Origin of the sequence: Psychrobacter raelei (genome assembly GCF_022631235.3) — a bacterium.
Classification (GTDB): domain Bacteria; phylum Pseudomonadota; class Gammaproteobacteria; order Pseudomonadales; family Moraxellaceae; genus Psychrobacter; species Psychrobacter raelei.
The window spans coordinates 514,231-528,956 of the sequence record NZ_CP093310.2; the positions used below are offsets into that span (position 1 = coordinate 514,231).

At 46.2% G+C, this 14,726-nt stretch carries 8 protein-coding genes and 1 pseudogene; 7 read left to right on the forward strand and 2 right to left on the reverse strand.

What is annotated here, in order from left to right:
• Positions 1 to 461 precede the first annotated feature (461 nt).
• The 3 genes and pseudogenes from MN210_RS02115 to topA all read left to right on the forward strand — a co-directional run.
• Positions 462 to 1,103: pseudogene (locus tag MN210_RS02115) on the forward strand (ParA family protein); the annotation flags it as partial.
• Positions 1,104 to 1,316: 213 nt separating this feature from the next.
• Positions 1,317 to 1,880 carry a hypothetical protein gene (locus MN210_RS02120; protein ID WP_011959680.1) on the forward strand — a complete coding sequence of 188 codons (564 nt, stop codon included), beginning with the start codon at positions 1,317 to 1,319 and terminating at the stop codon, positions 1,878 to 1,880.
• Positions 1,881 to 2,080: 200 nt separating this feature from the next.
• Positions 2,081 to 4,735, forward strand: a complete 2,655-nt coding sequence (topA, locus tag MN210_RS02125) for a type I DNA topoisomerase (protein WP_110816081.1) — start codon at positions 2,081 to 2,083, stop codon at positions 4,733 to 4,735.
• A gap of 95 nt (positions 4,736 to 4,830) precedes the next feature.
• Here the strand turns inward: topA and trhO are convergent, their stop codons facing one another.
• Positions 4,831 to 5,844, reverse strand: coding sequence for an oxygen-dependent tRNA uridine(34) hydroxylase TrhO (trhO, locus tag MN210_RS02130; RefSeq protein WP_155586631.1), 1,014 nt, complete (start codon positions 5,842 to 5,844; stop codon positions 4,831 to 4,833).
• A gap of 299 nt (positions 5,845 to 6,143) precedes the next feature.
• The gene (locus MN210_RS02135) at positions 6,144 to 8,966 is read right to left on the reverse strand and encodes a penicillin-binding protein 1A (RefSeq protein WP_338412474.1); all 2,823 of its coding nucleotides are present in this window, start codon (positions 8,964 to 8,966) and stop codon (positions 6,144 to 6,146) included.
• 561 nt (positions 8,967 to 9,527) lie between these two features.
• Between MN210_RS02135 and pilM the strand changes: the two genes are divergently transcribed.
• The 4 genes from pilM to MN210_RS02155 all read left to right on the forward strand — a co-directional run bounded on the left by pilM (position 9,528) and on the right by MN210_RS02155 (position 14,696).
• Complete coding sequence (gene pilM / locus MN210_RS02140; RefSeq protein ID WP_338412475.1) at positions 9,528 to 10,703, forward strand: type IV pilus assembly protein PilM; 1,176 nt, start codon at positions 9,528 to 9,530, stop codon at positions 10,701 to 10,703.
• On the forward strand, positions 10,700 to 11,281 hold the full coding sequence (locus tag MN210_RS02145) for a PilN domain-containing protein (protein ID WP_241879065.1): 582 nt from the start codon (positions 10,700 to 10,702) through the stop codon (positions 11,279 to 11,281). Before pilM ends, MN210_RS02145 begins: the two co-directional genes overlap by 4 nt.
• 9 nt (positions 11,282 to 11,290) lie before the next feature.
• Positions 11,291 to 12,700 (forward strand): pilus assembly protein PilP, encoded by a 1,410-nt coding sequence (locus tag MN210_RS02150; RefSeq protein ID WP_338412476.1) that lies wholly within the window; start codon positions 11,291 to 11,293, stop codon positions 12,698 to 12,700.
• Positions 12,701 to 12,767: 67 nt separating this feature from the next.
• A complete protein-coding gene (locus MN210_RS02155; protein ID WP_338412477.1) occupies positions 12,768 to 14,696 on the forward strand; it encodes a type IV pilus secretin PilQ in 1,929 nt (642 codons plus the stop codon).
• Positions 14,697 to 14,726 lie beyond the last annotated feature (30 nt).

Sequence of the window (14,726 nt, forward strand, 5' to 3'; positions counted from 1 at the left end):
TAAATACTGATCACGACAGTGTGTGTCGCCTTATATCCACCCCCTGAAGTGGGTAGTTTTACGGCGACCGGTGATAAACCAAGCTGTCAACACAGCTCATGTATTGCGGTGTATTGCTGCTGATGCCATAAAAGCGTTGTTGATATTTACTTGAGCTTTGAGCGAATACCGGTAGAATTGTGTAAGTGGCAAAAAATCTTAACACGCTATCAAGTTATACTCTAAAGTTGTGCTAGCAAGATAAGCGATAGAAATAAGGTATTATCAATGACTTAAGCCGCTATTAGGTCATGACATAATAAGGCGACAGGGCACGGGCGCGAAATTAAGAGATAACAAGTCGACACCCTTATAAAAAACAGATATAAATAGGGATAGGACAGTAAAACAGTATGACTTTAACAAAAGCGCTGAGAACAGCAGATTAAAACGACAGATAAAAAATAAAATGAGCAACGATTATGAAAACTGTATTAATAGCAAATCAAAAAGGTGGCTGTGGTAAAACCTCTGTCGCCATTACGCTAGCTGCGGCATTGGCCAATCAAGGTCAGACCGTCGCCTTAGCTGATGCCGACCCCCAAAGATCAAGCCTACGTTGGCTAAAGCAGCGACCCGATACCGCCGCAAAAATTTATGCAGTAGATTGGTGCGATGAAGAAGATATTGGTGACTTGCCCAAAAAAGTGGCCAAAACCTTAGGTAAAAAAGACTGGCTGATTATCGATGCGCCAGGCTCTTTAAGTGGCGATCGCGCAGAGTCGCTAATCAGTGAAGCCCGTGCTATTTTGATTCCAGTGTTACCGTCTATCTTCGATGCTGACAGTACCAAGCAGTTTTTAAAATCCATTCAAGATATCAAGCGTATCCGTAAAGGTAAGGTCGATATTCATCTGCTAGCCAACCGAGTGCGGTCACAAAGTAGCACCAATTTAACATTGCAGAGATTTTTTGAAAATATAGGCCAGCCGCCCTTAGCCTGGATTAGTGAAAGAAGCTTATATCCACAGTTGGCTGAGCAAGGATTGGCCATTTTTGATCATACTCAAAAACGCTACCGAGACATTCAAGCACAGTGGCAGCCGGTGATGGATGCGCTGATGCCCAAAGTGGCTACTAAGTACGAAGAGGTATTGGCAGGCAGTGAGATTCCCGCTAGTCTGGAAAAACTGCCCCAAGCAAAAAGCAACACAGGTATGCACAAGGCCGGAAAATCGTCAAAAAAAACCAAGGATAACTCAACGTGGTATGAATAAAAGCAAAAACCTAATAAACTAGCGCGCTATTTGTTACTTCTTACAACTTACGGAAAAAATATGGGAACTTGGGTAGCGATTGCTATTGGATTATTTGTATTAGGCAGCATTATGGCCTTAAAGCCTAGTGGCGTCGATGTGCGCTTGGATAAGCTGCGGATGACGGCGCGCCGCTTGGAACTAAACCCCAAACTCGTTGCCTGCCCTGATTGGATTCGGGGCCGCAATAATGAGTATGGCAAGGGGATGATGGGGCAGTATGCCTTAATTCTAGATGACATGAAATTCCCTGAAACCCGTTATCAAGTCATAGACGGTGAGCTGCGTCCGGACAGTACCAGTGGTACACAAATAGAGGTTAATGATGGCGCGCAGGGTAACGCTGGTACGCAGGATGTGACTTATCGCTTAGACCATGAACCGCTCAATTTGCCAGCCAGCATCACCCCGCTTGTAAAAGCCGTTTATACCAAGGCCAATAGCTTGGTGGTATTTTGGGAGGACAGCGGTTATGTGAAGCCCAATACCAATCCCAATTATGATCCGCAGCACATTGAGCCAGATTTATTAGCGCTCAAAGCCGCCATGTATCAATGGGCGCAAAAGCTGGCTAATAAAGGCTGATATAAGCTCATAAATCCAGTCAATTGACACTTTAGTTACTGCTTGCTCTTGAAAAACCTTGTTGACAGCGCAACTGTTAGCAGTGTAACGTCAATGCAGATTTAGGCCAAAGCCAGACATTTAAAGCAGATCTTTGGCTGAGCTCACCAGACTATAAAAAATATAATTTATAAGAAAGTTTAATTAGGACTTTGATATCAATGGCTAAAACCACAGCTAAAAAAACAACCTCGACCCCCGCGGCCAGTGCAAAAGGCAAATCACTGGTCATTGTGGAGTCTCCTGCCAAAGCAAAAACCATCAACAAATATTTGGGTGATGACTTTATTGTACGCTCAAGTATTGGTCATGTGCGTGACTTGCCCACCAGCAGTGGCGTTAAGAAAAAAGCGACCAAGACGGATGAAAAGCTAAGCAAAGAAGACAAAGCGCAGCAGGCTTTGGTACGTAGAATGGGTATTGACCCTGAGCACGGCTGGAAAGCTGTGTATGAAGTGCTGCCTAATAAAACCAAAGTGATTAAAGAGCTTAAAGCCTTGGCCAAAGATGCCGATAAGATTTATCTGGCAACGGATTTGGATAGAGAAGGGGAAGCGATTGCTTGGCATTTGCGTGAGGTTATCGGCGGAGATGACAGCAAGTATCAGCGTGTGGTGTTTAACGAGATTACCAAATCGGCCATTCAAAATGCATTTAAAGAGCCCGGTAAGCTTGATATTGACCGGGTGAATGCGCAGCAAGCACGCCGCTTCTTAGACAGAGTGGTTGGGTTTATGGTCTCGCCGCTACTGTGGCAAAAAATTGCCCGTGGCTTATCGGCTGGGCGAGTACAGTCAGTAGCCACTCGGCTTGTGGTCGAGCGTGAACGTGAAATCCGTGCCTTTATTCCAGAAGAGTATTGGCAAATTCACGCCGATACCACCATGAAAGGTAGCGATAATGCCAATGTGGCTGCAGATACTCCCATTCGCTTAGAGGCCGTCAAACAGGCAGGCAAAGTACTCAAGCTTGGCAACAAAGCGCAGACTGATGCCGTACTGGCCGTATTAAAACCGGCCACCTTCGTGGTCAAAGAGCGTGAAGAGAAGCCCACTCAATCTAAGCCGAGTGCGCCTTTTATTACCTCTACTTTACAGCAAGCGGCCAGCACACGTTTGGGCTTTCCTGTCAAAAAGACCATGATGCTAGCTCAGCGCTTGTACGAAGCTGGTCACATTACTTATATGCGTACCGATTCAACCTTCTTATCCAATGATGCCTTGGCCAGTGTGCGCGGCTTTATTGAAGAGAATTACGGCTCTAAATACTTGCCAGAAAAGCCTAATTTTTATGGCAGCAAACAAAACGCACAAGAGGCTCACGAAGCCATTCGTCCGACCAATGCCAATTTAAAATCTACCCAGCTCAAAGGGGTGGATCGTGATGCCATTCGCTTATATGAGCTGATTTGGCGTCAGTTTGTGGCCTGTCAGATGCTACCGGCAAAATATAAGTCGGTTAATCTATTGGTAGAGGCGGGCGATGTTGAGCTAAAAGCCCGCGGTCGCACCATGACCTTTGACGGCTTTACCAAGGTTATGCCACCTGCCAAAACCGATGACACCTTATTGCCTGATGTCAAACAAGGCGATGAGCTTAATTTAATAAAACTAGATCCCAGTCAGCACTTCACTAAGCCGCCAGCGCGTTATACGGAAGCAAGCTTAGTTAAAGAGCTTGAGAAAAAAGGCATCGGCCGTCCATCAACTTATGCCTCTATCATCTCAACCATTCAAGACAGAGGGTATGTTCGCTTAGAAAACAAGCGTCTGTATGCTGAGAAGATGGGTGATATTGTCACCGACCGTCTAACCGAAAGCTTCCCTGAGCTGATGGATTATACCTTTACTGCGGGGCTTGAAGATGAGCTTGATCATGTGGCACAAGGCGATCAAGATTGGAAAGCGGTGTTAGATGACTTTTATGGGGACTTTAAGACTAAGCTTGAGCATGCCAAAGATAAAGACGGTATGCGCCCGAATGACCCCACCGATGTACCCGACGTGCATTGCGATTTATGTGGCCGACCAATGCAGCTGCGTAATGGCTCAACCGGTGTATTCTTAGGCTGTACTGGCTACAACTTGCCACCCAAAGAGCGCTGTAAGGGTACCAAAAACCTAATGCCGGTAGAAGCCTTTGCCAACTTAGATGACAGCGAAATCGATGAAAGCGCTGAAGTCAAAGAGTTGATGGAGAAAAAACGTTGTCCTAAGTGTAGCACAGCGATGGATGGCTATATTGTGGATGGTGGCCTCAAGCTGCATATCTGTGGTAACAACCCAGACTGTGATGGCTATTTATTAGAAGAAGGTATGTTCGAGGTGCCAGGCTCTGATGCGCCGACCATTGACTGTAATAAATGTGATGGTCAGATGGAGCTTAAGACCGGCCGCTTTGGTCCTTATTTTGCTTGTAATAAGTGTGATAATACCCGCAAAGTGCTCAAAAATGGTGAGCCTGCACCGCCGCGCATGGATCCTATTGATATGCCAGAGCTTAAGTCGACCAAGCATGAGGATCACTTTATCTTACGAGAGGGGGCTGCCGGTCTATTCTTAGCGGCCTCTAAGTTCCCTAAAGTGCGCGAGACGCGTCCCCCTAAGCTGTCTGAGCTGCGCACCATTAAGGACAAGATGGATGATAAGTTCCAGTATTTGTTTGATGGTCCAGATCAAGATCCGGAGGGCAACCCTACCATTTTGCGCTGGTCACGTAAGCAAAAAGAGCAGTACATTGGCTCTGAGAGCTTAAAAACAGGCAAGGCCACGCGTTGGGGCGTTTACTGGCGTAAAGGCGAGTGGGTAGAGGAGTAGCCTTTAGCCACAGCCATAAAAAATCCCAGTCAATTGACTGGGATTTTTTATGTCAAATGATAGCGCTGTTAGATAACAACAAGGGGTAGCACCGCTTATTTAAGCTCGTCTTCTTGCTGCTCAAGTCGGGCTTGCAGCTTTTGTTGTTTGCGTGCTTCAATCACGTCATTAACGTCTGCACCAATATGGACTTCGCCGCGCTGCTTGGCCAATTGGATCTGACGTTGACGCTCACGAAAGCGGGCACGCTGTTCTTCAGTCGCTTTATCGATGCAGTGCGGACAAGACTCCCCTTTGACATAGGCAGGATGCTGCTTGTCTGCTTCGGTGATGGGCATGCGGCAGGCATAGCACTGATCGTATTCGCTTTTTTGTAGGCTGTGATTGACTGCCACGCGATTATCAAACACGAAGCAATCGCCTTCCCACATCGACTCCTCAGCCGGTACCTCTTCTAAATACTTTAAGATACCACCTTCTAAATGGTATACCTCATCAAAGCCTTGCTCACGCAAATAAGCAGTAGACTTTTCGCAGCGAATACCACCGGTACAAAACATCGCTACTTTTTTATGTTTGTTTGGGTCAAGCTCATTTTTTACGTATTCTGGGAACTCACGGAAGGTTTCAGTTTTTGGATTTACTGCATTTTTGAACGTACCGATTTGGACTTCATAATCATTACGAGTGTCGATTAATAATACATCTGGGTCGCTGATTAAGTCATTCCATTCGCTAGGTTTTACGTAGCGCCCAACCGATTGTAGCGGGTCAATGCCTTCTACACCCATGGTAACAATTTCTTTTTTGAGTTTTACTTTGGTGCGAAAAAATGGCTGTGTATCAGTGAATGACTCTTTATACTCTAAAGCGCCGATAGCAGGAATGTCTTGAATATAAGCAAGCACGGCATCAATACCAGCGCGGTCGCCAGAGATAGTGCCGTTAATGCCTTCAGAGGCCAATAATAAGGTGCCACGCACGCCTTTATCTAGCATGAGTTGGCGCAGAGGCTCACGGTAGTTTTCATAGTCATTAAAGCGGGTAAATTTATATAAAGCAGTGACAACGATGTTGTTGGTTTCTGTCAATGTGGCTGATGTGGTCATAATTTTCTCCTGCCGTCTAAGTCGTAAACCTAGTGCGTGATTAAGTCAATGCGCTGTGCAATGACGTGATAAGCTTAATTTATATACCATTAAGCAGTGTCATGGCCACATGCTTTAAAACATGTGACCTGATAAAAAAGGGTGAGTCATACCCAGTACTCTATAATTGAGGACAGTTTATAACAATAAAAGCGCTATTTTCATAGCGCTCTTGATGCTGACTAACTGATTTTTTTAGTCAGTGGTTTTAGGTCAATATTGGTAACACCTGTGGCCATTTAAGTGGCTAAGCTACAGAGTTAGTCATTGGCCGGTGCGGCTTTGTTCTCTGTAGGCTTAGGTTCAGCTTTGGGCTTCTCAGCGGGTTTGGGAGCAGGTTTTGGCGCTGCTCTGGTACTGCTGGTATCGGCATTGGTACTGCTATTACTGTTGCTGTTATTGTTGCTATTGACTGGCTTAGGGGGTTCAACCGGTTTAGGCGGCTGCCTTTCAATCAAAGAGGCTCTTGGTGGTCTGACAACACCGTCTGTGACCTTTTGATTGGTGATGCGAGTATCGCTGCCGCTGCCAGTAGCACCGGCCGTGGTGTTGTCATTATCATCGGATAAATTAATCACCTCTTGTTTTGCGGTTTCTGATTTGGCTTTATTATTGACACTAACCCACTGATAAGGCACAGATTTTAACGCAGTGCGCATATAATCTACCCAAATAGGTAGGGCAGCCACACCACCATATTCGCCTCGACCTAGCGTTGAGGGTTGATCGAAGCCCACCCATACAATAGAGACTTGAGTGGGGTGGAAGCCGGCAAACCAAGCATCCTTCATCTCATTGGTCGTCCCTGTTTTACCACCGACATCTGTACGGCCTAAGGCTTTGGCTCGAGTGCCCGTTCCTCTTTGAATAACGTCACGCAGCATGCCCGCCATCTCATAAGCCACATTTGGCTTTAAGATACGTGGGGCTTGGTCAGCCACTTGATAGGTAATCGGCACAGGCTTCAAGCGATCAGATTGTGGGCCAGCATCATAGCGGATGGCATCAATGGCTGCTTGTAATGACGCTTTGCTATTTTTTGGTTTGGCCTTGGCGTTATCTGCCTCATCCTCTGCGCCGTCATCCGCTGAGTCTACAGTTTCAGACTGAGTACTATCCGCGACTTGTAATAGCTTAGGATCTTCTGCTAGCGCTTTTAACGCCAATTGGTGTAATTTGGCATCGGCTTCGGCCTGCTTCTCATAGTCTTGTTTTAGCTTAGCATTGAGTTTTTGTAGATCATTGTTAAAGCATAATGCGCAAGCACGTTGTGGGTTGGCCAAGTACAACAGCTTATTGTCATAATCATAAATTTGATCAATAAAGTACGGCTGAATGCGGTGACCGCCGTTGGCAAAGGCGGAATACGCAGTGGCCATCTGTAGAGGCGTTGCTTGACCTGCCCCTAAAGCAAGCGATAAGGTGGTGGGCAGCTTGTCTTTATCCAAACCAAATTGATCTAATAATTGACGTGCATCTGAGGTGCCAACGGCTTGTAATAGGCGAATAGACACTAGGTTACGTGACAAAATAAGGCCACGGCGAATGGTCATATCCCCATAAAAGCGGTTATCGGAGTTTTTGGGCTGCCAATCACCAATACGCAGCGGACCATCTGAAATCATACTGTCGGGACGATAGCCTTTTTCTAAGGCCGCCGCATAGTTTAATGGCTTGATGGTTGAGCCGGGCTGACGCCAACCTTGAGTGGCTCGGTTAAATTTACTATAACGGAAATCAAAGCCACCAACCAAGGCTTCAACCGCACCAGTCTCAGGGTCGAGCGCAACCAAGCTACCTTGAACTTTGGGTATTTGAGTTAAGCGCCAAGCGGTTTTATTTTCGTTGGCAATTAAACGCACGATATCGTCTTTTTTGACAAGATCTGAGGCACTGTTAGGGTAGCGTCTGATGCGGTTGGCATCTAAGTATTCTTTGGCCCAGCTCATGCCTGACCAAGGTACGGTGACCACTTCGCCATCTGCTAACTCAGCCTTAAAGCTGCGGCCGCTGACCTCTACTACCTTGGCCGGTACCATATTAGAATACGTGGTGAATTTGGATAAAGGCTCACCATGTGCTTCCACACCGCGCCAGCCGTGACGACGATCATAGCCAATCAGACCTTTTTTAATGGCGGTATCTGCCGCTTTTTGGTCTTCACTATCGACAGTAAGCTTAACACGCCAGCCGGCATTGACCACATCCTCGCCATAACGATCTACCAAGGTGCGGCGGGTCATCTCTGCCAAATAGGGCATGTTCACATCCAGCTGCTCTTTGTACAAATGCACGCCGATGGGTTCTTTGACGGCTGTGTCATGCTGAGCTTGGGTGATATAACCAAGCTCTAACATGCGGCCCAAAATCCAGTTACGTCGCTCAAGTGCTTCTTCAGGATTTGACACAGGGTTGTTTTGTGACGGTGCTTTAGGTAGACCGGCTAAGGTTGCCATCTCAGCGATGGTTAGCTTATCGAGCGATTTACTGTAATATTTTTTGGCCGCCGCACGAATACCGTAGGCGCCTTCACCCATATAAATCTTATTAACGTATAAGGTTAAAATCTCTTCTTTGCTCAGCTGATCTTCGATACTACGCGCCAGATACAACTCAGTTAGCTTACGGCTAAAAGTACGCTCGGGGCTTAAAAAGTAGTTCTTAGCTACCTGCATGGTAATGGTAGAGCCACCTGTCTGACCGCCGTCTTCTGTAATAATTTCAGTAATGGCACGGCCCAAACCCTTAATACTAATCCCGCTGTGCTCATAGAATGAAGAGTCTTCTGCTGCCAAAAAGGCATTAATAAAATTCTTTGGAATGTCATCATAGGTCACCGGTAATGACATACGATTGCCGTATTGGCCGATTAACTTGTCATCTTTACTATAAATCTGCAAAGGCATCTCAAGATTGGTGCTTTTCATCTCAGAGATGCTGGGCAAGTTAGGCGTGATGTACATGGCCATCCCATAAAATCCAATAGGGAATGCCAGAACCAAAATGAGGGCCAGCGCTACGATGGCCAACAAAATGGACACAATATAATGGATAAGACGAGAGTTAGCAGACGATTGAGGCATAGTGACTCTATTAATTAAAAACTGAAATATTAGACATAGAAGACCCCGCAAAATTAAGCTTACCTATTGATATAACTGATTATTTATCGGTTTATCAAATGGGCAGTAGGCGCAAATTGCAAGCTTATGACTACGCTTATGGCTACAATTATAAAGCAAATTATAAAGTAAATGAGCGATATCTTATAGACCTAACATTAAAACACAGAGTCCGGCTCGCTTCTACCAGCGGCTGTAGACGTATTTTGGCTATAAATACCACGCCCTTTAAATGGCAGTACTGAGATTAAGGGGTCAAAGCTGAGGCGTATTTTTGCCCAATAGTGTAGCCTAAATTGAAAGTAGCCATTGTCGGCACGTTGTTAACATACAGCGCAATAAGCATAGGAGAGGGTATGCCTTTTTGATAGCTGGTTTTGTGCCCTAATTTTGATAAAAATCTAAAATATTTAGTTAATTTAAATTAAAAATAAATTGACAAAGTCCTTTTAAATAATTAGGGTTAATAGCCCAAGAAGGCTATGCGCGATAAGGAGAGGCAGTTTGCGATTAGGGTTTTTTATGGCAAAGCCTCAGGCTTGGCTGGGTGTGGCAATCAGCAATACGGCGGTAACTTTGGTCGAAATTTGCCATCATAAAGGTCACACTCAGCTGTTAGGCTATGCCATTAAGACATTACCACCAGGTGAGGTCATAGACAATCAAATCGTAGACTGTGAACAGATGGGTGACCATATTGCGCATCTGGTGCAGCGCATAGGCAGTCAATCCAAACAAGCTGCCATAGCTTTGCCTACTAGCTTGGCACTGACCAAAATAATTGAAATGCCTGCGGAGCTGACAGAAGATGAGATAGAAGCGCAAATTCATATCGATGCCGATCAGCACATTCCCTATCCTTTATCACAAGTCTGCCTAGATTTTCAGATTCAAGGTCCGGCTGATACTGATGACAGTATGCAGCAGGTACTTTTGGTTGCTGCGCGCTTAGAGCACGTTGAGCAGCAAGCGGATAGCCTTACCTTTGCACAGTTACAGCCCAAGGTCGTTGATTTGGAGTCACACGCCCAGATATGCGCTTTTCAATTGGCTTGGGATAATTTATCTGTTCATAAGCCAAACAACTTCACGCCTAACAACTTGGCGCCTAATCACTCATTTGCGCCAGCTAATACGCCACAGACCGTGGCGCTTATTGATATTGGCGAGAGCCGCACCACTTTTTATAGTCACCAATCAGGACAATTGGTCTATCAGTCCCAGCAGCTGTTTGGCGGCGCTCAATTGACTCAGGCCATTGCCAGTCAGCAGGGTATAGACTTGTCGCAGGCTGTGATAATAAAGCACGATTTAGCGGCATACATCACTTGCCATCAGCAGCAGGGCAGTGGTCGGCACAAGCGGTCTCACAAGCATGCAGATTTGACCAAGGTTTATACGCAGTTTGTCGCTGATTTAGCGGAGCATATCACCCAAGCTTTTGACGCTTATGCTGCTTTAGCACCGGCAGTCGTCACTGAGCATATTATGCTGTGCGGCGGTAGTGCACTTTTGCCTGATATCGAGGCGATGCTAAAAGACCAGCTAAGCTGTGAGGTCAGTGTGGCCAATCCATTTGGACAAATGAAAGTGTCTGATCAAGTCGATAGGGATGAGTTATATGCCGAGGCGCCTAGACTAATGAGTGCTTGTGGTCTGGCACTGCGTTGTCAGATGCAAAATCAGGCATATCTGTGAGCCATATTAATTTATTGCCATGGCGTGCCAAGCGGCGTGCTCACCATAACAAGCGCTTTAGACAGATGGTGGTCATAAGCATTTTAGCAGCGGTGGTCTGCTGTATTTTGGTGTGGGGACATTTTTATCAAGCACATGCCAAGCAGCAGCATCTTAATAGTCAACTGGTGCTCAGCAATGCTCAGTTAGAGGCACAGATTGCCAGCAGTGAGGTGTTACAGCAACACCAACACACCATACGCGCTCAGATAGAGCTGCTCAATCAACGACAAAGTCAGCGCTTGGCATTATCTGTGCTCTGGCGTGACATAGCAAAAGCAGTACCTGAAGGCTTATATCTGACTGGTATCAAAAGACAAGGCAATTTATTGAGCGTTACTGGAAAAGCCAGCACAGCCCAGCAAGTTACTGATCTGATGGCGGCTTTAGAGCGCAGCACTTGGCTGCATCAGGTACAAGTGCAGCATATTCAGGTGGCCGGCGCAGATGCCATTAAAGAAGATGAGACCATCAAGATATTGCCCGCTGCGAACATGGATTTTGTGATTAGCAGCCAGCACCGTCCGTCTACTAAGTAAGGAAGCATTATGAGCCTAGCTGCTCGCGTCAAAAAAACAGGGCAGGTTAAAGGGCGAATTTGGCCACTTATTTATCAAATGCAAAGCCTAGATACCCAAAACTATGGTAGCTGGCCGAGGTTCGTTAAAGTTTTTATTATTCTGCTTATCACACTGAGTATAGCTGTGATCAGCTATATGCTACCGATTCGTCAGCAGTTGGCTCGTATTGAGGCGGCGCAAAATCAACACCAGGTTTTATTGGCCGCCGCCAATGAAAAGCAGCTTAAACTTAAACAGTTACCTGACAATGATGCCCAGATCCAAGCATTACAGCAAGGCTTTATTGAGCAGATACAGCGCCTTGGTCTGCTTGATAGCTCCGATAATTCACAACCACAGAGTTTAACAGGTGAGGCTGTAGAGCCATCATTTGCTGAGCGTCAGATGGCAAGTGGCGCAGCGCCCTCAACGCTACTACAACAAATCACTGAAGCGGGTCGCAGCAATCATATCGTGTTCAAAAACTTAGCCTTGCCTACGCAGTCGGTGGCTCACAAAGACTCTGATAACCGCTCGGATCAGCTGATGCCAGCAGACACAGTAGATGCTGCCAATCCCAGCTCTAACAAGGATGTCTCCCCACAGGTTAGGACAGCAGCCACTGCCGAAAAGCTGTTTATTGAGCAGCCTATGACCCTCTTAGCCGTGGCCGAATATCAGCAGTTAGGAGGTTTTTTGGCGGATTTAGCGTTGCTACCTAAGCTGATAGTGGCACATGATTTTGAGTTAACACGATTAAAGACCGGTAGCACCTTACAGCCGCAATTGTCTTTGAGGCTACAAGCTAACGCCTATGTTTTGAGTGCTGAGACTCAAGCTAAGCTTGGCAATTTAGCCTTAAATAGCCTGTCAGACTCAGATAATCCTAAGACAACTCGTACAAATAGGTCGCATACCGATAAAAGCCAGACAAATTCTTTGCCCTCCACTGTCTATCAGACAGCATCTAACCGTGATCCTTTTGGATTTAAGTCCATATTAGTTCAACACAGCGCTGTGCCAGATGTGACGGTAGTACAGGCTGGCAAGCCGGCAGCTAACCTTGACGTAAATAAAGCAGATAACCTGGCCAATGCAGTTATCCCGCCAGCTGTGTGGTCAGGAGAGGGCAGCGGCCGCATACGCCAAGCGATGGAATATTATGGGCTATCTCAGCTGACCTATCGCGGGATGATGGGGTGGGGAGCTGCCACTACACAAGGTCTGGTGCAGCGGCCAGATGGGGTGATTACTGCTATAAAAATAGGTGATTATCTGGGACTGCATCAGGGCCGAGTGGTAGAGATTACGCCCACTCATCTTAACTTGGTAGAAACAGTGCTTATCCCAGAGACCGGTAAAACCAAGCGCAGTGTCAGTCTAATCGCCCCCTTTTAGCTAGATACAAAAGCACAATCTTGCTTTGAGCGTCACTTTTTATTATGCCCTTTATTAGGAACAGCACATGATGTTTTTTAGGCCTGAGGTTTATCAGCTACGGCTCAAATTTAGGGCAGTGCAAGCGCTCACACTGGCGGTGACTGTCAGTCTTAGCAGCCAAGCACCAGCGGCAACTTCTGCACTCATCAATGTGCAAGAGCAGCCAGATACTGTCACTGCTAAAGCGTTCAACTCTTTTGCCGCGCCTTATCAGATTGACTATCAGCGCCTGTCTGAAAATCAAGAGATGCTGCAGATTGCATTAGATAATCCGGACACCCAGATTGAGATTAAGCGCCAAGGCAATAAATTACTAGTGCGCTTAAAAGGGGTGACAGCCTCATCAGCACACGGGTCAATGCCTGTACTTGGCCAGAAGCTCACTGGGTTATTACAACGTATTGAGGCGGAGCAGCGCGGTAAAGACACTTGGCTTATCTTCACGGTATCCAAAGATTTTGAGTATCAAAGCTATCAATTAGATAATCTCATTAAAATCCAGATTCAGCCGGTCAGAGCAATTCAACAAAATACTGTCACCCCAAAAATATATAGCGGCAAACCCATTTCGGTGGACTTTCAACAGGTTGAGGTGCGCAGCGTGCTGCATCTGTTATCTCAATTTACCGATACCAATATTGTCGCCACTGATCAAGTAACAGGCAGCTTAATGCTCAATTTGGTCAATGTGCCTTGGGATCAGGCGTTAGATATTATCCTTACCAGTCAGCAGCTGGGCAAACAAATCCAAGGTAATGTAATTTTGGTTGCGCCACTGGCACAGATGGCCAAACAGCGGGCCCAGCAGTTAGCCATTGAGCAGCAGTCTCAAGCACTGATGCCACTGCGCAGTGAGTATATTCGGCTTAATTATGCCAAGGCAGCAGACCTACAAGCCTTGATTATTAAAGCCAGTGGCAGCCCTACACCTACCCCTGTGGCCATGCAACATCTACCGGCTTCAACGGCTGTCGCCAATGCACCATCAGCTTTACCCGCTGTAGTAACACGCTTGAACTTGCCTGTCAGTAGCCGCTTGCTATCGAGCCGAGGGGTGATTGCAGTAGATGCGCGTACCAATACTTTAATTATCAAAGATACCGCTGATAGCCTGTCCAATATTCACGCTTTGATTAAGCAGATAGATATCCCAGTGCGTCAGGTAATGATTGAGGTCAGAATGGTTAGTGCCACCGACAACTTTAGCAAAGAGATGGGGGTTAAATGGGGGTTGTTATCAAAAGGAGTGGCGCACAATGATGATCTGTTAGTGGGCGCAAGTGATCAAACTTTGGCTGATTTAAAAAGCTTTAGTGCTCCAAATACTGCTTATAAAGGCCGTAATAAAAGTCGAGCGGGATACGCTATTACTCGCCCAGACAATCTTAATGTCGACTTAGGGATTAGCAATCCGGCCGGACGTATTGCATTTGGTCTACTTAGCATGTCAGATTTGATGATTGATTTGGAATTATCGGCGATGCAAGCTGAAGGCCGTGGCGAAGTTATCTCTACCCCTAAGATACTGACTTTGGACAAACAAACGGCCACTGTATCTTCTGGAACCAAAATCCCTTATCAAAGTGAGTCAGAAGGCGGTGGTACCACCACTCAGTTTGAGGAGGCCTTATTGAGCCTACAGGTCACGCCTAGTATCACGCCAGAAGACAAAATATCATTGCAATTAAATATCGAAAATGGCCGGCCCAATCCTGTCGGCAATGGGGTGATATTGATAGATACAGACCGATTAAGCACCAGAGTGACTGTCGGTGATGGCCAAACTCTGGTACTGGGCGGTATTTATCGCAATCAGATTTTTAATAATACCCAAAAGGTGCCTTTTTTTGGTGACTTGCCTTATATAGGCCGCTTATTTAAACAAGACTTGCGCCGTAATGACCAACAAGAGCTGCTTATCTTTGTCACCCCTAAGCTGATGCAGCTGCCCTAATATCAATGTAGTATCGATTTAGTATCGACC